The sequence below is a fragment of the Streptomyces griseus subsp. griseus genome, assembly GCF_003610995.1.
Classification (GTDB): Bacteria; Actinomycetota; Actinomycetes; order Streptomycetales; family Streptomycetaceae; genus Streptomyces.
In genome coordinates, this window is sequence record NZ_CP032543.1 from 5,203,032 (window position 1) to 5,225,799 (window position 22,768).

At 72.5% G+C, this 22,768-nt stretch carries 16 protein-coding genes, 1 tRNA gene and 1 pseudogene; 9 read left to right on the forward strand and 9 right to left on the reverse strand.

Features of this window, described 5'->3' with window-relative positions; genetic code table 11:
• Positions 1 to 72: 72 nt before the first annotated feature.
• The 5 genes from D6270_RS23650 to ligD form a co-directional block, all read right to left on the reverse strand.
• The gene (locus tag D6270_RS23650) at positions 73 to 1,416 is read right to left on the reverse strand and encodes an ATP-binding protein (RefSeq protein WP_109163613.1); all 1,344 of its coding nucleotides are present in this window, start codon (positions 1,414 to 1,416) and stop codon (positions 73 to 75) included.
• A complete protein-coding gene (locus D6270_RS23655) occupies positions 1,413 to 2,189 on the reverse strand; it encodes a hypothetical protein (protein WP_109163612.1) in 777 nt (258 codons plus the stop codon). Before D6270_RS23655 ends, D6270_RS23650 begins: the two co-directional genes overlap by 4 nt.
• A 159-nt stretch (positions 2,190 to 2,348) precedes the next feature.
• On the reverse strand, positions 2,349 to 2,663 hold the full coding sequence (locus tag D6270_RS23660; protein WP_109163611.1) for a zinc-ribbon domain-containing protein: 315 nt from the start codon (positions 2,661 to 2,663) through the stop codon (positions 2,349 to 2,351).
• Positions 2,660 to 4,816, reverse strand: a complete 2,157-nt coding sequence (locus tag D6270_RS23665) for a PBS lyase (RefSeq protein ID WP_109163610.1) — start codon at positions 4,814 to 4,816, stop codon at positions 2,660 to 2,662. Before D6270_RS23665 ends, D6270_RS23660 begins: the two co-directional genes overlap by 4 nt.
• A gap of 247 nt (positions 4,817 to 5,063) precedes the next feature.
• Positions 5,064 to 5,963, reverse strand: coding sequence for a non-homologous end-joining DNA ligase (gene ligD, locus D6270_RS23670; RefSeq protein WP_109163609.1), 900 nt, complete (start codon positions 5,961 to 5,963; stop codon positions 5,064 to 5,066).
• 59 nt (positions 5,964 to 6,022) lie between these two features.
• Here ligD and D6270_RS23675 point away from each other — a divergent pair, with 59 nt between their 5' ends.
• Both D6270_RS23675 and D6270_RS23680 read left to right on the forward strand, forming a co-directional pair.
• A complete protein-coding gene (locus D6270_RS23675; protein WP_109163608.1) occupies positions 6,023 to 7,144 on the forward strand; it encodes a non-homologous end joining protein Ku in 1,122 nt (373 codons plus the stop codon).
• A 77-nt stretch (positions 7,145 to 7,221) separates the two neighbouring features.
• Positions 7,222 to 8,994: a serine/threonine-protein kinase gene (locus D6270_RS23680; RefSeq protein ID WP_225976934.1), complete on the forward strand. Its 1,773-nt coding sequence runs from the start codon at positions 7,222 to 7,224 to the stop codon at positions 8,992 to 8,994.
• A 767-nt stretch (positions 8,995 to 9,761) separates the two neighbouring features.
• Here the strand turns inward: D6270_RS23680 and D6270_RS23690 are convergent.
• Positions 9,762 to 12,971, reverse strand: a complete 3,210-nt coding sequence (locus D6270_RS23690) for an AfsR/SARP family transcriptional regulator (RefSeq protein WP_109163605.1) — start codon at positions 12,969 to 12,971, stop codon at positions 9,762 to 9,764.
• A gap of 275 nt (positions 12,972 to 13,246) precedes the next feature.
• Between D6270_RS23690 and D6270_RS23695 the strand changes: the two genes are divergently transcribed.
• On the forward strand, positions 13,247 to 14,497 hold the full coding sequence (locus D6270_RS23695; protein ID WP_109163604.1) for a hypothetical protein: 1,251 nt from the start codon (positions 13,247 to 13,249) through the stop codon (positions 14,495 to 14,497).
• 526 nt (positions 14,498 to 15,023) lie between these two features.
• On the opposite strand, the gene D6270_RS23700 is transcribed toward D6270_RS23695, so the two are convergent.
• Together D6270_RS23700 and D6270_RS23705 are read right to left on the reverse strand one after the other, a co-directional pair.
• The gene (locus tag D6270_RS23700; RefSeq protein WP_109163603.1) at positions 15,024 to 17,267 is read right to left on the reverse strand and encodes an ATP-binding protein; all 2,244 of its coding nucleotides are present in this window, start codon (positions 17,265 to 17,267) and stop codon (positions 15,024 to 15,026) included.
• Between the two features lie 340 nt (positions 17,268 to 17,607).
• Positions 17,608 to 18,078 (reverse strand): WXG100 family type VII secretion target, encoded by a 471-nt coding sequence (locus tag D6270_RS23705; RefSeq protein ID WP_225976935.1) that lies wholly within the window; start codon positions 18,076 to 18,078, stop codon positions 17,608 to 17,610.
• A 226-nt stretch (positions 18,079 to 18,304) separates the two neighbouring features.
• Between D6270_RS23705 and D6270_RS23710 the strand changes: the two genes are divergently transcribed.
• The 5 genes from D6270_RS23710 (at position 18,305) to D6270_RS23730 (ending at position 21,999) form a co-directional block, all read left to right on the forward strand.
• A complete protein-coding gene (locus tag D6270_RS23710) occupies positions 18,305 to 18,610 on the forward strand; it encodes a WXG100 family type VII secretion target (RefSeq protein ID WP_109163601.1) in 306 nt (101 codons plus the stop codon).
• Complete coding sequence (locus D6270_RS23715; protein ID WP_109163600.1) at positions 18,610 to 20,379, forward strand: RNase A-like domain-containing protein; 1,770 nt, start codon at positions 18,610 to 18,612, stop codon at positions 20,377 to 20,379. Before D6270_RS23710 ends, D6270_RS23715 begins: the two co-directional genes overlap by 1 nt.
• 28 nt (positions 20,380 to 20,407) lie before the next feature.
• The gene (locus D6270_RS23720; RefSeq protein ID WP_109163599.1) at positions 20,408 to 20,968 is read left to right on the forward strand and encodes a hypothetical protein; all 561 of its coding nucleotides are present in this window, start codon (positions 20,408 to 20,410) and stop codon (positions 20,966 to 20,968) included.
• A gap of 61 nt (positions 20,969 to 21,029) precedes the next feature.
• Positions 21,030 to 21,329 carry an RNase A-like domain-containing protein gene (locus tag D6270_RS23725; protein WP_109163598.1) on the forward strand — a complete coding sequence of 100 codons (300 nt, stop codon included), beginning with the start codon at positions 21,030 to 21,032 and terminating at the stop codon, positions 21,327 to 21,329.
• A gap of 13 nt (positions 21,330 to 21,342) precedes the next feature.
• Positions 21,343 to 21,999: a contact-dependent growth inhibition system immunity protein gene (locus tag D6270_RS23730; RefSeq protein ID WP_109163597.1), complete on the forward strand. Its 657-nt coding sequence runs from the start codon at positions 21,343 to 21,345 to the stop codon at positions 21,997 to 21,999.
• Positions 22,000 to 22,093: 94 nt separating this feature from the next.
• Here D6270_RS23730 and D6270_RS23735 read toward each other — a convergent pair.
• Positions 22,094 to 22,165 (reverse strand) — tRNA-Arg (locus tag D6270_RS23735).
• Between the two features lie 152 nt (positions 22,166 to 22,317).
• Between D6270_RS23735 and D6270_RS23740 the strand changes: the two are divergent.
• Positions 22,318 to 22,751: pseudogene (locus D6270_RS23740) on the forward strand (response regulator).
• Positions 22,752 to 22,768 lie beyond the last annotated feature (17 nt).

Here is a 22,768-nt window from a genome sequence, read left to right on the forward strand (position 1 = left end):
GGGGCGAGATGATCTCGCCCTCGTCACGCTAGGTTGGGCACGGAGAGTCCGCAACGCGCACTGTGCGTGACATCAGCCCGGTCGGGTGGTCCCCGCGTCCCCGTCGCCCGTGTTCCCGGCGTCATCCCCGTCGTCGAGGCGTACGTACTCCGGCAGCGTCAGCCGGGCCTGCGCCCCGCCGTCCGGGGGATTCAGGAACTCCAGCCGCGCTCCGATCGCCGCCGCCTGGCCCACCGCGATGGTCAGCCCGAGTCCGTGGCCCTTGCCTGCGCCGTCCGTGCGGAACCGCTGCGGACCGCACTCCAGGAGGTACGCCGGAAAGCCCGCGCCATGGTCGCGTACGGAGACCACCGCGCCCGCCACCTCCAGGACCACCGGCCCGGCGCCGTGCCGGTGGGCGTTGGCCACCAGATTGCCGAGCACCCGCTCCAGCCGCCGCCGGTCCGTCTCCACCGGCGCCGGATCCGTCACCCGCACCTCGGTCTCCGTGCCGGAGGCCCGCACCACCCGCTCCACCACCGGGGCGAGGTCGTGCACGGCCAGGTCGACCTCTTCGGTGCGGGCGTCCAGCCGCGAGATCTCCAGCAGGTCCTCGGTCAGCGCGCGCATCGCCCGCACCCGGTCCCGCACCAGCTCCGCCGGACGGCCCGGCGGCAGCAGTTCGGCGGCGGCCGAGAGGCCGGTGAGCGGGGTGCGCAGCTCGTGCGCCACATCGGCGGTGAACCGCTGCTCCGTCTGGAGCTTGCGCTGGAGGCTGGAGGCCATGGTGTCCAGGGCGCCCGAGACGATCGCCACCTCGTCCTGGCCACGCGCGGGGCGCTTCGTACGGGGGTCGCCGACCCGGGCGTCGAGGTCGCCCGCGCTGATCCGGCGCGCCACCCGGGCCGTCTGGTGCAGCCTGCGGGTCACCCGGCCGACGGCGAAGAGGCCGACGACGAGCGTCGCGGCGATGGCCAGCAGTGAGGAGCCGATGATCGCCCGGTCCAGGCCCGCGATGGTGTTGGCGCTGTGGCCGTAGTCCGTCCAGGTGGCCAGCGCCCGCCCGTCCGCCGGGCCCGCCGCCCACATCGCGGGGCCGCCGCGCCCGTCCGGATCGCCCGGCCGGTGCGGGCCGTTCGCGACCACCGTGCCGCGCTCGCCGCCCGCCGCCAGGGCGCGCAGCGAGGCGGGCAGCCCCGGCGGGTCGATGCCGGAGCCCCTGGGCAGCGGCTCCCCGGCCTCGTACGCGTCGGTGACGGCCTCCAGCCGGTCCAGCGCCTTCTCGCGGGCGTGGGAGACGGTCTGCCGGGTGACGGCGGTGTGCACGAGGACGCCGAGCAGGGCGGCGAGGGTGCAGCACATGACGGTCAGGAAGACCGCGGACTTCCAGGTGAGGGTCGCGGTCCAGGCGGGGGCACGGAACCGGCGCCGCTTCATCGGCCGGCCGCCGGGGGGTCCGAGGGGGAGGTCGACGACGGGTCCGAGGGGGAGGTCGACGACGAGGCCGACGGGCCCGCGGTCCGGTCGCGGTCCGTTCCCTTGCGCCGCTCCGGGGCGCGCAGGATCTCGTCCCGGGTGGCCAGCATCGCCTGCTGCCGCTCGTCCCAGGACCACGCGGTCCGGTACTCGTACCCGGAGATCGCCGAAGGGGCCCGCAGGATCAGGTCCCGGCCCGCCAGCTCCACGCTGATCACGGCGTCCGAGGTGGACATGATCCGGGTCAGCCCGCCCCGGTCGCCCTGGTCGGCCCGGTACGCGCTCACGGCGAGCTGGCGCTTGGGCATGCGGATGCCGAGCACCAGTTCGTCCCTGCCGTCGCCGGTCAGATCGAAGTGGTACGGGGCCAGGACCGGGCAGTCGTCCGGTGCCGTCCGGCAGGCGCGGATCGCCCGGACCGTCGCGTCGGGCAGCTCGTCCAGCCCGCTGTCCCGGTCCGTCCTGGCCTTCAGCCCGGCCTGCACCACCGCGACCGGGTCCAGCCGGTGCACATCGCCGCCGGGCACATCGATCCCGGGAATCCGGGCCGTCTCGCCCTCCCCGTAGTCGTACGGGGCGGCCGACGCGGGCGGCAGACGGGGCCAGAGGCGGGCGGGCTCCACCGCCGAGGGGGCCTCGCCGGCGCTCTCCAGCCCGCCGGCCGCACCGCAGCCGGAGACCAGGGCGAGCACGGCCACGGTGGACGCGACGGCGGGGACGCGGACCGGGCGCACGACTGGCCCTTCTCTTGGAGGACAGGGGGCCTACACCCTAGGACGTGTCCGTACGCAATGCCCAATTCGTACCTTTACGGGCCCTGGGGTCGCTTACCCGCTTCACGGGCCCTGGGGCCGCTACCCGCTTGACCGGCCCGGAGCCGGGTATCTCCTGCCTCAGCGCTGGAACGGGCTCTGTCCCGGCTGCTGGAAGCCCGGCTGGTGCGGGGCCTGCCCGTGGCCGCCGTCCGGGCCCGCCCCGTGCTGGGCGAGCAGCTGGTCGGCCTGCTCCTTCGATATCTGCTGTTCCCCGCCGCAGAACGTGCACTGCGTGGCGTACTTCGTCGAGAACGGGAAGAGCGGGATGAAGAACAGGGTGAACTTCGTGACCCGCTTGCGCAGGGTGTGCGCCGCCGGATTGCCGCACCAGCCGCACACCATCGTCAGGATGGCCAGCTGGTACAGATAGCCCTTGGTACCGAAAATGATCATGCCGTGCTCCCTTTCCCCGTCCCCCGGAGTGCCTGTCGGCACAGCGCCAGGAGCCTCTCGTCCTCGTAGGTGTCGTGGCTGCCGTACCCGCCGTCCAGCGCGTTGTGACGGCGTACGGAGGAGAGTTCGGCGCGCAGCACCTGTGCCGTCGTCGACGCCGGGTCGACCGGTCCCGTCCGCGCCAGGCATTCTGCCACCCGGACGCGGACGTGGCGGTTCTTCGCCCAGGCGGCGAGCAGCACCTCGGTGCTCTCCTCCGGCCGCCCGGTCACCTCCCGGAGCGCGATCGCCGCGTCCACCCGCAGCCACAGCTCGTCATGGGCCAGCAACCCGCGCAGCCGGGGCGCCACCACCGCCGCCTGCGTCCCGAGCGCACCCAGCGCCGCCGCGGCGGCCCGCCGCTCGTGCACCTGGTCCGAGCCGAGCCCCCCGACCAGCACCGGCAGCACCGCCTCCCGGTCCCCGGCCACCGCCCACAGCGCCTCCGCAGCCTCGGTGGCCGTCCCCGGCCGACGCAGCATCGCCCGCAGCTCCGGCACGGCCTCCCGGGCGGCGGGCCCGAACGAGCCGAGCGCCCGCAGCGCCGCCGTACGCAGCCACTCGCCCCGGTACTCCGGGGCGCCGCGCAGCACCCGCAGCACCTCCGGCGTCGCCTCGCCCGCCCGCAGCCCGGTCAGCCCGGCCAGCAGCGGGCTCGCCCGGTCGTACGCCCCCTCGTCCAGCGCCACCCCGGCCAGCCTGCGCCGCAGCGCACCGGCCAGCGGGCGGGCGGCCGGCCCGAGATGGGTGACCGCGAAGCCCACGTCGTGCGGCACCTCGGGCAGCTCCAGGGCCGCAGCCAGGGCGGGCACCGCCCGGGCGTCGCCGAGCCGGGCCAGCGCCTTCACCGTGGAGCCGAGCCCCGGCGGACCACTGGCCCACTCCTTCACCCAGCCCCCGGGATCGGCCGCCAGCCGGGCCGCCAGCGCGTCGGCGGTCGGCGCGGCCAGCGAGAACAGCTCCTCCAGGACGTGCGAGGCGGCCTCGGCCAGCCGGGGCTCGGGGTCGGCGAGCTGGTCGCCGACGAGCGCCACCAGCTCCTCGTACGAGCCGCGCCACGCCCGTATCAGCCCGCCGCTCATCCGTACGGCGTCGATCCGCTGCCAGGGGTCGGGGCTGCGGAGCTGGTCGACGAGGAGAGCCGTGCGGTCTCCGACGCGGTCGTCCAGGCCGACGTGCAGGGTGCGCAGCAGATCGGCGGCCCAGGGGGTGCCGCGTCCGGCGTTCTCCTGGGCGGACAGGGCGCGTAGCTGGCCCACCAGGGTCGGTGCCGCGCCCTGGTCGGGCCGGTGCACGTCCGCACAGCCGACCGGGTCGCACTCCGGCTCCGCCTCGGCGTCGGCCTCCGGCTCCCCGACCGGGTCGTGCTCCGATGCCCCGCCCGGCGCCGAACGCAGCTCGCGCAGCAGCTCCGACACGACCGGCACCACATCGCGGGGCAGCGCGTCGGGCGAACAGCGCGCCAGCTGGGCCAGGGCGGCGAGCCGCAGCCCCGGCGCGTCCTCCCGGTCCACCAGCAGGCCCAGCCACTGGGCCACCCGCCCCGCCAGCGGACGGTGGCGCAGGGCGACCCGCCCGGCCGCCTCCACGAGAGCGAGCCGCACCTCCTCGTCGGGCTCCACCGGCAGCCGCTCCCGCAGCAGCTCCAGGACTCGCACGGGGTGCCGGTGGAGCGTGGCGAGCGCCAGCGGGGCCGCCAGCCGCACCCCGGGGTCCTCGTCGGCGATCAGCTCGAAGAACACCCCGGCCCCGGCCGTGACCGCGGCGGCCGCCATCGCGTAGTTCGCGGCGCCCTCGATCTCGTCCTCGTCGATCTCGTCCTCGTCGTCCTCGTCCAGATCGAAGCCGCCGATGCTGGTGAGCAGTTCGACCACGCTGCCCCGGTCCTGCACGTCCGGGTCCACGGCCAGCTCGAAGAGGAAGGGGATGCACGCCAGGGTGCAGGCGTAGACGTCCCCCTGGTGGTGCACGGCTCCGTACATGCCGTCGAGTGCGCTCTCCCGCTCCGCCGGATCGGCGGAGGCGAGCCCCCGGAGGAGCACCGGCACGTCGTCGGCGGGCCCGTAGGCATGCTCCATCGAAGCCCAGTCGACCTCATCGATCCCCGAGAACACGCCATCCCCTCCCCACGTCACGGCGGCGCCCGGAACCTCCACCCGCCTCCGGCACGCCTGTTCCCCACGCCCGCGGCGCGTCCCGGAAGAAAGCGCCTGCGCAGAGTGTGCACCACGGCTCCGACAATCCACCCGCCACTTGTGGCCTTTCCTCATGCCGTAACCAGGTCATGACCCTGTCATGACGGGGCGGCCGAAACGGAACCCGCGAGTTGGCCGTGAATCAAGGGGGACCAGCCGGAAGGAATCAGGGGGAAACCGTCGGAAGCGGTCGGGCCTGTTCCGGGTCGAGGAGGGGGCCGAGCAGGTCCCCGTACCGTTCCAGCCGCTCGGCCATGTTCTCCGCCCGGAACACCAGGCCCTCCGGCGACCGGCACCCCTCGATCTCCTCCCAGGTGACGGGCGCGGAGACGGTGGGCCCGGTCCTGGCCCGCAGGGTGTAGGGCGTGGCGGTGGTCTTTGACGCGGAGTTCTGGCTGAAGTCGACGAAGACCTTGCCCGGCCGCAGGGCGCGCTTCATCCGGTGCAGGGCCAGCTCCGGCAGGGCGCTCTCCGCCTCCACGGCGAGCTGTCTCGCGTACGCCGACACCTCGGCGGACGGGGTCGGCTCCACCGGGACGAGTAGATGCAGCCCCTTGGAGCCGGACGTCTTCCCGTACGCGGACAGTCCGTCGGCGGCCAGCCGCTCCCGCAGCCAGAGGGCCACCGAGCAGCAGTGCACGACGGTCGCGGGGGAGCCGGGGTCCAGGTCGAAGACCATCCGGTCGGCCATCTCCGGGGTGTCGGCCCGCCACTGCGGGGTGTGGAGCTCCACCACCAGGTTGGCCGCCCACATCAGCGAGGGCAGGTCCTGCACCACCACCTGGCGGGCGCCCGGCGCCTCGCTCCGCGGCACGGGGGTGGTGCGCACCCAGTCGGGCGTACCGGGCGGCGGATTCTTGGTGAAGAACAGCTGGCCCCCGGGCCCGTCCGGATAGCGCAGGAAGGAGACCGGGCGGTCGCGCAGATGGGGCAGGATCGCGCCCGCCGCCGTGGCCGCGTAGTAGTGCAGCACCTCGCCCTTGGTGGTCCCGGTGGCCGGATACAGCACCTTGTCGAGGTTGCTGAGCGAGAGGCGCCGCCCCTCCACCTCGGTGATCGGCGTCATACGATAAGAGTCACACGAAAACCCTCCTAAGTGTCCTTAAAGGTCAAAAGGGGTGAACGGTGAGGTCCATTTGGAACGGCGCGATCTCCTTCGGGCTGGTCAGCATCCCGATCAAGCTCGTCAACGCCACCGAGAACCACTCGGTCCACTTCCGGCAGATCCACCTCGCCGACGGTGGCCGGATCCGGTACCGCAAGGTCTGTGAGCTGGACGAGGAGGAGGTGTCCGGCGGCGAGATCGGCAAGGCCTACGAGGACGCCGACGGCACGATGATCCCGATCACCGACGAGGATCTCGCCCAGCTCCCGCTGCCCACGGCCAAGACCATCGAGATCGTCGCCTTCGTGCCCGCCGACGAGATCGACCCGCTCCAGATGGACGCGGCGTACTACCTCTCCGCCAACGGGGTCCCGGCCGCCAAGCCGTACACCCTGCTGCGCGAGGCCCTCAAGCGGAGCAACAAGGTGGCCGTCGCCAAGTTCGCCCTGCGCGGCCGCGAACGGCTCGGGATGCTCCGGGTCGTCGACGACGTGATCGCGATGCACGGCCTGCTCTGGCCCGACGAGATCCGCGCCCCCGAGGGCGTCGCCCCCGACAGCGACGTCACGGTCCGCGATGCCGAACTCGACCTGGCGGACGCCCTGATGGACACCCTCGGCGAGGTCGACATGGAGAGCCTCCACGACGACTATCGGGAGGCGGTGGAGGAGCTCATCGCGGCGAAGGCGTCCGGCGAGGCGGTGGAGCCCTCGGAGTCGAAGGAGGGCGGCGGGGGCAAGGTCATCGATCTGATCGCGGCCCTGGAGAGCAGTGTCCGCGCGGCGAAGAAGTCCCGAGGCGAGGGGGAGGCGGACGGGGAGTCCGCGGCCGAGGGGGACATGGCGGACGTCCACCCCATCAAGAAGACGCCGCCTGGGAGGACGGCGAAGAAGACGGCACAACCGAAGTCCACGGCGCGGAAGTCCACACCCAGCTCCACAGGCGGGAAGAAGCCGACGGCCTCCTCGGCGAAGAAGTCCGCGGCTTCCCCGGCGAGCAGGACGAAGCGGAAGAAGACGGCGTCCGAGCCGGCTTCCGCCACCAAGGAGTCGTCGTCCTCGGCGAAGAAGCAGACGTCGTCCGGCTCCCGGAGCACCACGAAGAAGAAGACGGCCGCACCCCGCAAGCGCGCCTCGGCCTGACCGGCCGCCTCCCGGTCCGCGTCCCGATCCCCGGCCCTGGCTGCCTCCTGTCGTACGGCACCCGTACGCTACGGCGCATGAGCGCAGAGGCCCCCTCGGGACGGGTGATCGACGGCCGCTTCACACTGGTGGAGCGGCTCGGCAGCGGTGGCATGGGCATGGTGTGGCGGGCCCACGACGAAGCGCTCCACCGCGACGTCGCCCTCAAGGAGGTCCGGCCCCCGGACCCGGCACTCGCGGAGTACGACCCGGAGGGCGCCCGCACCCTGCGCGCCCGGGTCCTGCGCGAGGCCCGCGCCCTGGCCCGCCTCGACCACCCCAACGTGGTCACCGTCCACCACATCGTCGACCCCGGCGAGGACGGCTACCCCTGGATCGTGATGGAGCTGGTGGCCGGCTCCTCCCTCCACGACCGGCTGGCCGAAGGGCCCATGGACCCCGCCGAGGCCGCCGGACTGGGGCGCGGCATCCTCTCCGCCCTGAACGCCGCCCACGCCTCCGGCATCCAGCACCGCGACGTGAAACCGGCCAACGTGCTGCTGCGCACCGACGGCCGCCCGGTCCTCACGGACTTCGGCATCGCCGCGATCCGCGAGTCGACGAGCCTCACGATGACGGGAGCCCTCATCGGCTCGCCCGACTACATAGCCCCCGAGCGCATCCGGGGCACCGAGGGCGACCCGTCCTCGGACCTCTGGTCGCTCGGCATGATGCTGTACGTCGCCGTCGAGGGCCACCACCCGCTGCGCAAGGCCACCACGCTCGCCACCCTGGCCGCCGTGCTCGACGAGGAGGTGCCCCCGCCGGTACGGGCCGGGGCGCTCACCCCCGTGCTGAAGGCGCTCCTGACCCGCGACATCCCGGCCCGCCCGGACGCGGAGACCCTGGACCGGATGCTGGCGGAGGCGGCGACGCGGCCGGCCACCCCCGTACCGCCCACCCCCGACCCCAGAAGCGCCTACGGATCACCGCCGTCGTCCCCCGCGCGGACGCCCCACCCTCCGACGGGTTTCGGCCGCCCGCAGGCGTTCCCGACCCCGGTGGACGCACCGCGCAGCCCGTACCCGGACAACCCGTACGCAAGCCCGGCGGCCTCCCCGGCCACGGTCCCGACCACCTCACCCGCGGGCAACGGCGACGAGGAGCGCAGACACCGCCTCCAGCGCCGGACCGGGGTCATCGGCACGGTCTCGGCCATCGTCGCGGCGGCGGTGCTGGTCGGTGTCCTCTGGGTCATCGACCCGTCGTTCCTCCGAGGCGGCGGGGACGACGGAGCGAAGGGCGGCACCACCCCCGGCACCACGACGAGCGCCCCGCCGGACGGCAGCAGCACCGCGCCACCCACCCCGGGGGGCCAACCGGTCGTCGACGGCGACGAGCCCGGGGCGGAGGCCCCCACCGACCTGCTCACCCCGGACGGGGCGCGGCAGGCCATCGCCGCGCTGAAGCCGCTGATGGGCGGGACGAAGGTCACCGACTTCACCCTCTACGACAAGCACGCCTCGGCGCAGGCGCCGTTGAAGTCCAACTCCCGCCTCTACGACCGCTTCACCTATCGGGACGGCCAGGCGAAGAACAACGACATGGGCGGCACGCTCATGTCCGGGGACAAGCCGGTCGACCTGGATTCGGTGAACTGGGACGCCCTGCCCGCCCTGCTGCGGACGGCCAGGAAGACCCTCAACATCCCCGAGCCCGAAAGCAGTTACGTGATCGTGGACCCGTCGTCGCCCTTCCACGGCGACCGCCCGGTGCTGCGCGTCTACGTCTCCGACAAGTACGGCGGCGCCTTCCTCACCGCCGAACTGGACGGCAAGGTCATCGAGAAGAACCCGCGCGAGAAGGGCTGACGGGGGAGCGCGGGCCGCGCAACGCCAAGGTGGCCGCACACGGGTCGGCGCCCTTCACCTCCGCGATCCGCCCGTCGATCGCCGGCCTCACCTGCCGCGCGGACGCGGACCGGGGGAACGCATACAACAGCTCACCGAACTCCGCCGAGCCCCCGCCCAGCCGGGAGACCCCGCAGCCACCCCGTCCGGATCGGCGGGCAGCGCCGCGAACAGCAGCACCCCGGTGGCCACCCAGCACCCGACGGCCCGCCCCCACCGCCCCGACAGGGCGTAACCGAGCCCGAGCCCGGTCGGATTGAGCAGCCCGGCCCCGACGGCCCGCAGCCCCGCACCGGGCGGCGGCCCGGCGGTCGGCGCATGGCAGGGCGGCACCCCCGCCCCGAACCCAGGGCTGCCCGCGCCCGGTACCGCCATCCTGTACCGGTCATCCGACTCCACAACGGCCCCCACCGCCGAGTCGCCGGAGACCGGCCCGGGGTTGCCTCGGTTCACGCGTCGGCGCACGGGCATTCTGCTGGGGCCGCAATTGGATCACTCGAACGGGTGGCCCTTGTTTGGTTCTTGTGCGACTGTGAGGTGTGCCATGATCCCGTTGTCAGATGATCGACACCCGGATGGTGGCCAACTCGGCCCTGAGCGAAGGAAGTTGTCAGGCGCATGTTCTACAAGCTCCTTCAGTGGATGTGGTGAAGCCGCCCGGCCCGGCGGACCGCGTCGTCGGCGGTTGACCCGCACCACGGCCGAACGGACCGGCACCCGGGTAAGGCTCAGGAGCCGGTCCTTCTCGTTCCCCCCAGCAACAGACGCCGCAAGCTCTCCGCCTCCGCCTCGGAGCCCAGGCTCCGGTACAGCTCCATCGCCCTCCTGCCGTACCCCCGGGCCGGTCCGTCCCGCCCCAGGCCCAGCGCCGTGCGCGTGAGCCCCGCCAGCGCGCGGGCGGCGGCGGGCCGGGAGCCGGTGCGTTCGGCCAGGTCGAGTGCCTGGCCGTAGGCCTCGAACGCCACCTCCCGGCGGTCCGCCGCATCGTGGACGTCGGCCAGGCCGAGCAGGGCCCGGGTGCGTTCATAGGCGCTGTCGATGCTCCGGGCGACCTCCTCCGCCAGGGTGAAGTGGAGCAGCGCCTCACCGCCGTCACCGCTCTCGGCGTACGCCGACCCCATGCTGATCAGCGCGTTCGCCTCACCCAGCGCGTCGCCCCGGCCGCGGTGGCTCTCCAGCGCCCGCCGGAAGCCGGCCAGCGCCCGCGGCGTGTCGCCCATGGCCTGGTGCACCGCCCCGAGGTTCATATCCAGAATCGCCAGCTCCTGTGCTCCGCTGTGCAGTTGGGCCAGCACCCGCGACCGCTCGAAGTGGTCGTGGGCGTGCTCCATGCGCCCCTGGAGGCGATGGATCTCGCCGATGTTGTTGAGTGCGCGGATCTGCCCCAGCAGATCCCCCGTCCCCTCGTACATATGGAGGGTGAGGCGCGCCCGGCCGAGCGCCTCGTCGTACCGGCCCTCGTGGTGGAGGGCCGCCCCCTCCACGTTGAGGCACTCCGCCTCGCCGTGCAGATCGCCCAGGTGCCGGTAGAGGGCCAGGGCCCGCGCCACCATGCGCAGCGACGGGCCGGTGTGGCCGGCGGCCAGGTGGGCGCGGCTCGCCTGCAACGAGGCGTCGGCGCACCCGGCCGGATCGTCCAGGTCCTGGAAGAGGGTCAGCGCCTCGCCCGCACAGCTCAGCGCCTCCCCGTGCCCCGTCTGGGCCAGCGCTCCCGCCGCCTCCACCAGGGTCTGCGCCAGCAGCACCGGGTCGCCCCGTGAGCGCAGCGCCGCCACGGCCGCGCCGTACAGCTCGTTGGTGACCGCCCAACTGCCCCAGATCCGGAGCGAAGGGGCGAGGGCGTGCGGGAAGAGTGCCGCGTGGTCCGGGTCGTCCGCGGCCGCCGTGCGCGCGGCTGCCAGCAGGTTGGCCCGCTCGGCTTCCAGCCAGGCCGCCGCCTCCTGCTCATCCCCGAACTCGGGTGCGTAAGGGGAGAGTTGTCCGGGATCCAGGGATCTGCGGCGCGGATGGGTGAGGCGGTGGGCCCGGTGCGCGGAGGTGACGTAGTGCCCGAGGAGCCTGCCGACAGCCTCCGCGCGTGCGCTCCCCGGCTCCTCGGCGGTGCACATGCGCAGCGCGAACGCCCGTGTGAGGTCGTGGAGTTGGTAGCGGCCGAGCACCGGCTCCGCCAGCAGATGGCAGTCCAGCAGCTCCTCGATGCTGCGCCGCACGCCCTCCGCGCCGCCCGGGCCGGTCCCCGTGCCGGAGAGGGCGGCCGCGGCCACCGCCGTGACGTCGGGGCCCGGGTGCAGCGCGAGCAGGCGCAGCAGCCGGCGTGTCCCCGGAGCCAGCTCGGCGTAGGAGAACCGGAACGCCGAGACGAACACCTCCTCGTCGAGCTCGCCCAACGGGTCGCCCGACTGCGCCAGCCGCTCCAGGAGGTGGCGCAGGTCCCAGATCTGCCGGTGCCGGAAGCGGCCCGCGAGCAGCGTCGTGGCCAGCGGATGGCGGCCGCAGGCGTCCACCAGCAGCGTCAGCGCCTCCGGATCACGGGAGGTGCGGGCGGTGCCCGCGATCCGGGTGAACAGGGCCGCCGCCTCCTGGGCGGGCAGTGCGTCCACGAGCAGGGAGGTGGCCCCGTCCAGCCCGGAGAGCCGGTTGCGGCTCGTCACGATGGCCAGGCACCCGGCCGAGCCGGGCAGCAGCGGGCGGACCTGGGCGGCGTCCCGTGCGTTGTCGAGGACCACCAGCACCCGGTGGCGCGCGGTCCACTCCCGCCACTTGGCGGCCCGCCCGTCGAGGGTCTCCGGCAACCGCCCGCCGGCTCCGGCCGCGTGCAGCAGGAGGGCCAGGGCCTCGGCCGGGTCGAAGGGCCGCCGCCCGCTGAACCCGTGCAGATCGACGTACAGCTGACCGCCCGGATACGCGTCGGCCAGCCGGTGCGCGGCATGCACCGCCAGCGCGGTCTTGCCGATGCCGGGCATCCCGTGGAGCACGGCGAGCGGCAGCGCGTACCCGTCACCGGCGAGCCCGTCGCGCAGCAGCCTCAGCTCCCGCGTACGGCCGGTGAAGTCCCTGCTGTCGCGGGGGAGGTTGTTGCGGCCGGAGCCGGTGGACGGGGGGTGCGCCGGGGGAGCGGGCGCCGGGGCGGGGGGCTTCGGCGCGTTACCGGGCGTGACGGTCACGGCGGAGGTCCGCGGCTGGGCCAGACCCCGGTCCTGTTCCAGGATCCGCTGGTGCAGCGCCCGCAGGTCGGGGCCCGGCTCCATGCCCAGCCCCTCGCGCAGCCGGGTGTGCGTCGTGCGGTAGAGCTCCAGCGCCTCGCTGTGCCTTCCGCTGCGGTGGAGCGCCAGCATCAGCGAGCCGACCACCCCTTCCGCCAGCGGGCTCTCCGCCGCCAGCTCCCGCAGCTCACCGATGAGATCGGCATGGCGCCCGAGCTCCAGCTCCAGCCGGATGCGCTCCTCCCGCACATGGCGGTACTCCTCGACCAGGCGGGCCCGTACCGAGGCGGCCCACTCACCGGAGCTCTCCGTCAGCGGCTCACCCCGCCACATGCTCTCGGCGGTCCGCAGCAGCCCGAGCGCCCAGTCCGTCCGGCCCTGCTCCGCCGACACGGCGGCCTCGGAACGGAACCGCTGGAAGCGGACCAGGTCGAGGTCGTTGAGGTCGTTCATCCGCAGCCGGTACAGCCGGGGCTGGAGGAGGTCCACCCGCACGAGGGGGCCCACGGCGTCGAACAGATACCTGCGCAGCTTGGAGACGTACGACTGGAGCGTGGCCGGCCCCTTGGGCGGCGGCTCGTCGCCCCAGACCCGCTCCATCAGCGTGTCCGCGGCGACCGGCTCTCCGCGCGCGTGTACCAGAACCGCGAGCACGCAGCGCTGTTTCACCGAACCGAGCATGTGCTGCTGGTCCCCGTGCCATAGTTCCAGGGGTCCCAGAGCAAGAAGGTCCATATCGCCCCCCGATGGGTGCGCCACTTCCTGCCGCCCGCGGCAGCGTCCGCACGTGCGTGCGGAACAGTCCACTGTTCCCTGAGCCATCCACCCGGACCAGAGCGCACGGGGGCGTGAGCGGGGCGCATGGAGCGGCGCGTTTCCCGCCGCAGTCGGAACGCAGGATTCCTGCAAGCCGCCCGTCCACGTCGGTGGGCAGATGCGCCCCGGGCCGCGATGAGCCGCGGCCCCCGCGGGCCTGCCAGTCCGCGGCGAGGGAAACGGGGACTGATCCGATGAGCCTGACCATGCCGGAAACACACCGGCCCCTTGTACCGGTGAGACTGGACGTCGACCGCTGGGCCACCCGGCGGACCCGCAGGAAGGTCCTCGCCGTGGTGCACACCGTCACCGCGGGGCAGCGGCTGCTCGAAGCCGTACGGCTGCTGGAGGGCGACGCCCGCGTGCAGGTGTTCTTCACCCAGGCCCCCGACGTGTTCAGCCACGGGGTCGACCACTTCCTCCAGCGGCTGGGCGGTCTCGTCCTGCCCTGGCACCAGGCGGTGCAGATGCCCTTCGACCTGGCGCTGGCGGCGGCCCACGGAGGGCTGCAGGAGCTGCACGCCCCGGTGATCGTGCTGCCGCACGGTGCCGGGCACAACAAACTGGTCCCCGCCGGTCAGCGCGGCCGCCGGGTCGCCGGACACGTGGTCTACGGCCTCAACCGGCAGTGGCTGATCCAGGACGGCCGGGTGGTGCCCGAATCCATCGTGCTCGCCCACCACGAGGAGCTGACCCGCCTGGGCCGCGAATGCCCCGAGGCCCTGCCCGCCGCCGAGGTGGTCGGCGACCCCTGCTTCGACCGGATCTCGGTGAGCATGCCGCAACGGGCCCTGTACCGCGCCGCTTTGGGGGTCGGTGCCCGGCAGCGACTGGTCCTGGCCTGCTCCACCTGGGGCCCGGGCTCCCTCCTCGGCCAGCGGTGGGAGCTGCTGGAACGGCTGGTCGACGAGCTGCCCCGGGAGGAGTACCGGGTCGCGCTCCTGCTCCACCCGCACGTCTGGAACGCCCACGGCGAATGGCAGATCCGCAGCTGGCTCGCCGGCCTCGGGCGCGCCGGTCTCCTGGTGGTAAGCCAGTACGCCGACTGGGTCGGGGCCCTGGTCGCCGCCGACCACATCGTGGGGGACCACGGATCCGTCTCGCTCTACGGCGCGATGACCGGCGTCCCGGTCCTCATGGGCGCCGTCCCGGAAGCCGGCCTGGACCCCGGCTCACCCGCCGCCGAACTGGCCTCCATCGCCCCGCACCTGCACCCCGACCGCCCCCTGGACCGCCAGCTCACCCGCGCCGCCGCGGCCTATCGCACGGAGCGGTACGAGCAGGTGGCGGCCCGGATCACCTCGGAGCCGGGGCGGTTCGCCCCCAGGATGCGCGCCCTGATCTACCGCAAGCTCCGCCTGCGCGCCCCCGCCGTGAGGCCGCGCACGGACCACGCGCCGCTGCCGGTGACGGTACGCCACGACGAACGGGGACCCGCCCGATGACCACGCCGACCGTACGCCTGACCGAGGACGTCCCCCAGCGCGGCGTCCGCCACACCGGGGCCACCCTGCTCCACCCGGACCGGGGGCTGCGGGTGACCGACGACCACCTGCGCGTACGCCTCTCGGCACCGCACCCGATGCCACTGCTGGCGGATGTGCTGGTGGCGGAGGTGGCGGTGGGCACCGCGCGGGCGGGACTGCCGATGGGACCCCAGCCCGTCGAGCTCCCCCTGGGAACGGCCTCGGTAGGGCTCCCTCCGGCCGAATTCAGGCCGTACGAGGACCCCGTCCGGTACGCCGCCCGGCTCGCCGACTGCCACCCCGGCGCCCTGGTGGTGGCCGTGTACCGGGACGACCGCTGCTGGCTGCGGCTCGGCGGCCGGGCCCGGCTGCTCGTCCGGGAACCGGCGTGGCCGGCGCACTCCTGGGCGGTCTGGGCCTCGGTCGCGCACGTCTGGCTGGTGGCGGGCCTGGACCCGGACGCGCTGGACCCGGCGGCCGTACGGGTCCTCGGAACCGTACGCGGCTACTCCCCGGCCTCGCCCCCGGCACCCCTGGACGGTCCGGGGGCGAGGCCGGGGGCCTCCGCCTCGGCCCGCTCCAAGGCGGTGGCCTCCGACTCGACCGGCTCCAAGGCGGCGAGCCGGGCCGACGCCTCCTCCGCGTCGGCGGACCGGGACCGGCCGACGGAGGAGTACAGGGACAGCGCCTCCCGGTAGAACTGCCGGGCCTGATGGGGCTGCCCGCGCCGCTCGGAGAGCTGGGCCAGACCTCCGAGCACGCGGGCCGCCTCGAACCCGGCGGCCTGGGCCCGCAACGCGGACAGCGCCGCCGACAGCTCCGCCTCCGCCCGGTCGAGTCTGCCGAGCCCCATGCAGGCCCGCCCGGTCAGGCCGGCGGCCCGTGCCGCGTTGTACGGGTCGCCGGCCGCCTCCAAGGTCAGGCGGGCGGCTTCGGCGTCGACGGCGGCGTCCCCGTACCGCCCCTGGGAGAAGGCGACATCGGCCAGGTTGAACCGGGCCAGCGCACCGGCCCGGAGATCGCCGCAGGCGGGCAGTTCACCGGCCGCGCGGGCGAACAGCTCGGCCGCGCGGTCCGGCTGCCCGAGCCGCTGGTGGGCCAGCCCCCGGTAGTTCAGCGTCCGCGCGTGCCCGAGAGCGTCCCCGCGCCGCTGGAAGGAGGCCGCGGCCCGCTCGAACATCGCCAGCGCCTCCGCATGGGCGCCGGTGGCGAGCCTCCCCAGGGCTCCGGAGGTCAGCATCCGGCAGACGGCCTCCTCGTTCCCCGCCTCCTCGGCGGCCGACAGCCCTTCCTGGTGCGCCTCGTGCCACTCCCGGTACAGCTTGCGGCGCGGGAACAGCGGCCACATCGCGTCGGTGAGCCGCCAGGCGAGCGCGGGGGCGCCCATGGGACGGGCGAGGCGGACCACCGCCATCAGGTTGGGCAGCTCCCGCTCCAGCCAGTCCAGCGCGGCCTCGGCCTCACGCTGCCCACCGACAGGACCGAAGTCCTCCTGCACCACGGCTTCCGGCTCGAACTCCCGCTCCAGCGAGGGCCGTCCGGGCTCGATGATCTCCTCGGCCCGGCCGGCGTTGGCGAGATAGTGGTGGCCGATACGCAGCAGCGCGGCGGTCCGCTCCTCACCGCTCTCGTCCTGCGCGGCCCGGGCGGCGGCGTGCAGCCGTACCAGATCGTGGAACCGGTAGCGCTCACCGCCCGAGGCCTCGGCGACATCGACGAGCAGATTGGCGTCGTACAGCGCGTCGAGAGCGTCGGCGGCCTCCTCGCCCAGGAGCGCCCGCGCCACCGCCCCGCCGAACTCCCGCCCCGGGTGGAGCCCCAGCAGCCGGTAGAGCCGGGCCGCGGCGGGCGGCAGCCCCTGGTACGAGAGGTCCAGCGCTGCCCGTACGTCGTGGTCGCCCTCTATGGCCAGCGCCTCCAGCCGCTCGTGCTCCTCGGACAGGGCCCGCACCATCGCGGTGATGCCCTGCCGGGGGCGCGCCGCCAGCCGCGCCCCGGCGATCCGCACCGCGAGCGGCAGCCCCGCGCAGAGCAGCACCAGGGCCCGCGCCTCCTCGGGCTGGGCGGCGACCCGGCCGTCGGCGAGCGTCGAATCCAGCAGTTCGACGGCCGCCTCGGGGGAGAGGGGATCGAGATGGAGCACATGGCCCCCGTCGAGGCTCAGCCCCGGCATGCGCCGACGGCTGGTCACCGCCGTCACACACCGCCCGGCCGGCAGCAGGGGCCGCACCTGGGCAGCGGTCGCCGCGTCGTCCAGCAGCACCACCAGCTGCCGGTCGGCGGTCAACGACCGGTAGAGCGCGACGCGTTCACCCAGCGCCGGAGGTACCTGACCGCTCGGCACCCCCAGCGCCCGCAGGAACCGCCCCACCACCTCACCGGGGTCGGCGGGCCCGTCCGGCGCCTGGGCGCCCAGATCGGCGTACAGCTGACCGCCGGGGAACTCCCCCCGCAACATGTGCAGCCAGGCCAGGGCCACCGCGGTCTTCCCCACCCCACCGAGCCCGCTCACCGCCGCCAGCGTGGGATGCCCGTCCTCCGTGGCCCGGCACCGGTGCACCTCCAGGGCGCGGAGCTCCTCCGTGCGGTCGGTGATCCGGACCGAGGGCGGTAACTGCCAGGGCGGCGGCACCTCTTCCCGCACCGCGCCGCCCGACACATGGATGCCCCCCTGCACGCTCCCCGCCTGCACCACGAAGCCGTGCACCGTACCGCTCAGGTCGTTGTTGCTGTGCTCGTGCCCCCGCATGCGTCCCCCTCCGGACAGCCGAGTACCAGCTTCCGCAGACATCCTTTCCGTACAGACACTCGATCACCCGGGCCTGCGGGGGCCGACTGCGGCCGGTGGCTGAATGATCCACCGGACAGGGCTACTTAGGCATATGTCAGAGGCATGTGTCACTCCAACGGGTGACAGCCCGAGTCCCTTGAGGAGGCGATACCCGAAGGGGCTGAGGCCGCCGGTCGGTCCAGGTGGCATGCCCTCCGCCCGCGTCCGCTTCCGTACGCCGATCAAGGTCTGGACGTGTGGGCTGCGAACATCGTGGCCCTGAGGCCATGCCGCACCGGCACCGCTCACCGGCCGGGAGTCAGAGATCTTCCAGGCGACTACGGGGAACCGGCGGCTCGGTGGCGGCCGTCGGCGTCGAGAGGGCGTTCGCTGCCGCCTCGACGTCGACGGCGACTTGGATTCCGCGGAATTGTTCGAGGGTTTCGAGTTCCTGCTTCGTGAAGCCGTCCTCGCTCAGACGGACACCCAGGGCGAGCAGCTGCATGGTCTGCTGAATGCGAACGGCGTCAAGGGCGGCATCGCGATGCAGAGCCCGGTAGGCCCTGGCGGTGGGGCCACGCCAGCCGGTCTCGATGCTGTCGACGACCTCGTCCATGCGCTTGACCTGTGCGCCGAGATACTCCTGCATGTCATCCAGATCGTCGGCGAGCTTCTTCAACTCCGATGACGTGTAAGCGAGTTTCGGCTCGGTGTTCATGCCGCCCTCCTTCTTCTCGACTTGTTCAGTGATAGCGGTCAACGGTACGAGGTTGATTTCGGCCTCATCCACCGACAGATCGGCCCATCGTTGCCGGCTGTTGTTAAAGTGGGCAGCCAAGCGTAAGCACGCGGACAACCATCACCGATGGCTGGGCCCGGGATGCGAATGCCGTTCCGGATACCCCAGGTGGGCGAACGGTTGCCATGCCCCAAGACATAGGGTCAGCAGGCCACTTCGGATATCGGTCAGCCGGTGAGCCGCATCCTGGACATCTGAACCACGGGGGATCAGCGCCATGCCGGACGAAGACCGGATCACCGTCGATTTCGCGACCCTGCATCGTCTTTCGGGAGATCTGGAGGCCATCCTCCGCGCCCTGAACAAGAAGCTGGACACGTTGTACGAGCGCGCCACCCATGCCGTGCTGAGCTGGGACGGTGAGGCGCGCGAGGTATTCATCGACGAGCTGGACAAGTGGGGCCGCTCGGCCGACGACCTCAAGGCCACTCAGGCCTGGCTCCACGAGGTCGTGGTGAAAGGACACCTCAACTACGCGACTGCCAACAGGTCCGTACTCGAAGGCTGGGGCGGCGGCGCCTGATGGCAGGGCCCCCCGCTCCCGCCCAGCCGGCGGGTGGCAAGGGCACCATCGACGTCAAGCCGAGCGACCTCTGGTCGGTCTCCGCCCGCGTCGCCGTGCAGCAGGACTTCCTGGTAAGAGGTGCCAGGAAGCTTCTGGAGGAGCTGGGCAAATACCCCGACGCGGGAGGCGCAGGCACCGAGGCCCGGAAGTTCGCCCAGGCGTACAAGAGGATCGGTGAGCGCTGGCTGGATGTGTGGGGCCGGTCCGTGGTCAGCGTCGGCGGTGTGGCAGTCGGGTTCAACGAGACGGCCAACGCCTACACCAGAGCTGACGTCGCGGCCCACCCCAAGCCCGGCAGGACGGCCGAGCAGCGCCCCCGGCCCGCAGTCATCGACAAAGACCCCGACCTCGGCTCCATTCCCGACATCAAGTGGGGCGACGACGACGGCGGCGACGACATTCTGCGCGGTCTGATGGAGGGCCTGCCCGAAATCGTCCGGGAAGTCCTCCGCCCTCTGTGCAAGAACGTGTTCCGGGTCGGCCGAGTGGCGGACGTCTATCCGTATCCGGAGCAGCACTATCTCAACTCCCTGTGCCACAGCTGGATGAACGTCTCCATCACCGCGTCACTGGGCGCGGATCAACTCACTCAGGCGATCGGGGCCATCACCAACCACCAGCAGGCCGAATGGGAAGGCGCCATGCGGACCTTCTGCAGCGCCCTGTGGGGAGGTACGGCCTGGGGGCAGCAACGACACGGCTACCAGTGGGCGCAGACCGCCAACTCCGGCCGCGGTACGCCTCGCGTCCCCACAGGCAGCCAGCCCGTCCTGGCCGTACTGAAGGACACGGCCGACGACATAGCCACCGTCCTCCGTGAGTACGCGGAAGCCGCCGTCGACCTGAATCGCGACGTCAAGGACGAACTCGACCGCGCCATGTGGAAGGCCGCCAAGGAGGTCATCGAGGACCTGGCCAAGCCCAAGGACATCAAGAGCGCGGTCGGTGTCGCCACATCGCTCATCGGCGGTGGTGCGGGCCTCCTCCTGTCGTTCGACGTCAAGGCGGTACTGAACATCGACACGGCCAAGCTGAACGGGATCGTCGACAAGTACACCGGCATCCTGGGCCGACTGACCACGCGCATGGAAGCTCTGAAGGAGCCGCTGGACGAGGCCCACCGCAGCGCCCCCGCATTCGAGGCCGGCGTCGCTCGTGCCCATGGCTTCGGTACCCGGGCCCTGGAGGAGTTCACAAGCTCACAGGTCTGGCTGAAGACCGACTCGAACGGCAACTACCACCTCAACCTCGCCGCCAACGAGTACATGGCAGACGGTCATACCCTGGACAAGCACGTCGGCAAGACGGACGAACAGCTCGCGCAGCGCCTGCGTGACCAGCAATCGAGCGGTCCGACGCAGGCTTGGCCGCACGGCAAGCCCATGCCCAGCGGCTCCTCCGCCTTCCCGAACCACCGTCGCGCCGCGGAGCTGACCGAACACAACCTCAACCAGAACAAGGCGGCCATCGAGGCATGGATCAAGGGCCCGCCCCCGCCCGCCGACGGCGACGTCAAGCCGTTCCACTCGACGGCGCCCAACGGCGAGATCAGTGGCCGCAGCGTGAGCAAGCAGCCGGTGGATCCCAACGACGCGCTGTCCGGATACAAGCTGGGCGGAGTGAACGCCAAGGCCTACGACGTGCACGGCATCGACACGCGCATCCGTTACGACAGCGGCCGCAACCCGCCCTTCACCGTCATGACGTCGATGCCGTCCAAGCCTTAGCGACCCTGCCGAGAGAGGTTTCGCCCCCATGCCCGTCGACCAGAAGTCCTGGGAAGCCGCGGTACGCCACCTGTACGAGGACGCGTGCCCCTACGACGCGACAGGCGCGCGTCGCCATGAGGACTGGATCCTCGACGTCCTCGCACTGATGGCGAGGGTCCCGGACCCTCGCGGCTGGACGGGGCTCGATGACACGGCACAGCATCCGGAACGCGAGGCATCGCCCACGTACCCCTTCGTCGCCCACCCGCCGGAGTACGTCGCGAGACGTCTCCAGAAGATCGACGGGGGCAGTGCCGAGAATCTGCTCCTGGCCCTCACCGACGACGGGTGCACCCTGTCCAATCTGGCCCGCTTCACCGAGAGTCAGGGGGAGCTGCGGGAGATGGCACGCACGATCCTCGCGCGTTACGGGGAGGGCGCCAGCTATCACACCAACGTCAACAAGCCTGGCCACGTACGCGGCACACTCGACTTCACGACGTCGGACTGGGCGTACAGCCCCCTGAGCGTCTACTCGGAGGACTACGGCTTGATCGTCGTCTCGGACGCCGAGGTGGGCATGTTCTGGAACTTCTCCGACTACTGACCCGCCTGCTCGTCCGCGTTCGAGCGCAGCTCCTGAGCCGAATGTCTGAGAGGGTGCCCACATGCTGACCCGTTCCGCCACGTACCCCGACCGGGAGACCGCCCAGTGGGCCACCCAGCAGGTGGTGACCGCCAATGAGCAGGCCATCCATCGCTGGCTCGCCCAGGGCACCCGGTCCCGCCTCACTGTCGAGGCCGCCTGGCCGTCCCGCGAGGCGCCCGTGGGCCGGGTCCAGTTGGAGGCCGAGCTACTGGCCGGGCGCGGGCCCGTCGATGTCCGCGCGGCCCGGGTGGTGCTGCGTCGCGAGCCGTCGAGCCCGCACGGCTTCGTCGTCCACACGACTGTCCCGTTCTATCTGTAGAGGTCGCACGCACATGTCCATGAAGCCTCTTGAACACGACCGCCGCTACGGCGAGCTGGACCAGGTGATGCGCGCGTACCTGGGGCAGGCGGCCGACGACACCCCTGAGCGGCGCAGCCGCGCGCTGGACGCATACCTCCGTCATACCTGGCACACCCGCCCCTCGGCCATCGCGGAGGCGGAGCGCCAGCTGCGGGAGTACAGCCGCAACCCCCCGGGCCGCCTCCGGCTCGGCCTCGGCGAGTTCTACGCGATCCCGGATACCGGCATGCCCGAGTCGAAGATCGGCGACTGGCTGATGGTCCTGGCCGACCACCTCAAGAAGAGCATCGAGGAAGGCGAGGTCCCAAGGCCGTCCTCCCCGCAGACCCATGGGGAATGGCACATGCGCTTCCCCGAGACCGCGCAGTTGCTCGGCGGCTGGTTCTCCCAGGACATCGTCGACGAGTTCCCCGGCCACGAAGCCGCTGTCGCCGACTACGCCGCCACCACCGACCCCCAACTGGTCGCGCGTCTCGTGGGCGAACTCCACGAGCTGCTCGCCCTCCCCCTGGACGAGGCGGACTACGCACTGGCCGCTGCGGAGCTCGGCATGGAAGTGAGCCCGCCCGAACCCTTTTCCCACGGAGCCTGGTTCCAGGCACTGGCAACAACGCTGACCAGCACCTGAGGTGTCGGTGGCGTCACCCCCCCCGCCCAGGAGAGGCGGAGAAGCAAAAAGGCGCTGACCTGCATTTCTGCTGGTCAGCGCCTTGATCCGGAAGTGCCCCCGGCAGGATTCGAACCTGCGCACCCGGCTCCGGAGGCCGATGCTCTATCCCCTGAGCTACGGGGGCGTATCGCGGTGTTGCTCTGCGACGGGTGAAACACTACCAGCTCCCGACGGGTCCCCGTGAACAGGTATTCCGTGGCGTCAGCCTGTCCCCCGTCCGGGGCGGAAGTGGCCAAACGCCGGACGCGGTCGTGGGGGCCGACCTACTCTCGAAGGGTGTCAGGGGCGTACGGCCGCGTGCTTGTTGTCGACGACAACAAGGTCATCCGGCAGCTGATCAGGGTCAATCTCGAGCTGGAGGGCTTCGAGGTCGTGACCGCGGCCGACGGCGTCGAGTGCCTGGACCTGGTCCACCGGATCCGCCCCGATGTGATCACCCTCGATGTCGTGATGCCCCGCCTCGGCGGCCCGGAGACCGCGTCCGCGCTCCGCTCCGACCCCCGCACCCGCCGTGTGCCCATCGCCGTCATCAGCGCCTGCACGCCGTACGAGGTGGACGCGGGCGTCTCGGCCGGGGTCGACGCGTTCCTGGCGAAGCCGTTCGAGCCGAGTGAGCTGGTGCGGATGGTGCACCGGCTGGCGACGGGGAGGAGCGGCCCTCGGTCGACGGGTGGAGCGGTGCCGGACGGGCGGGGACCACCGCCGGCTGACCGGATGGCGAAACCGG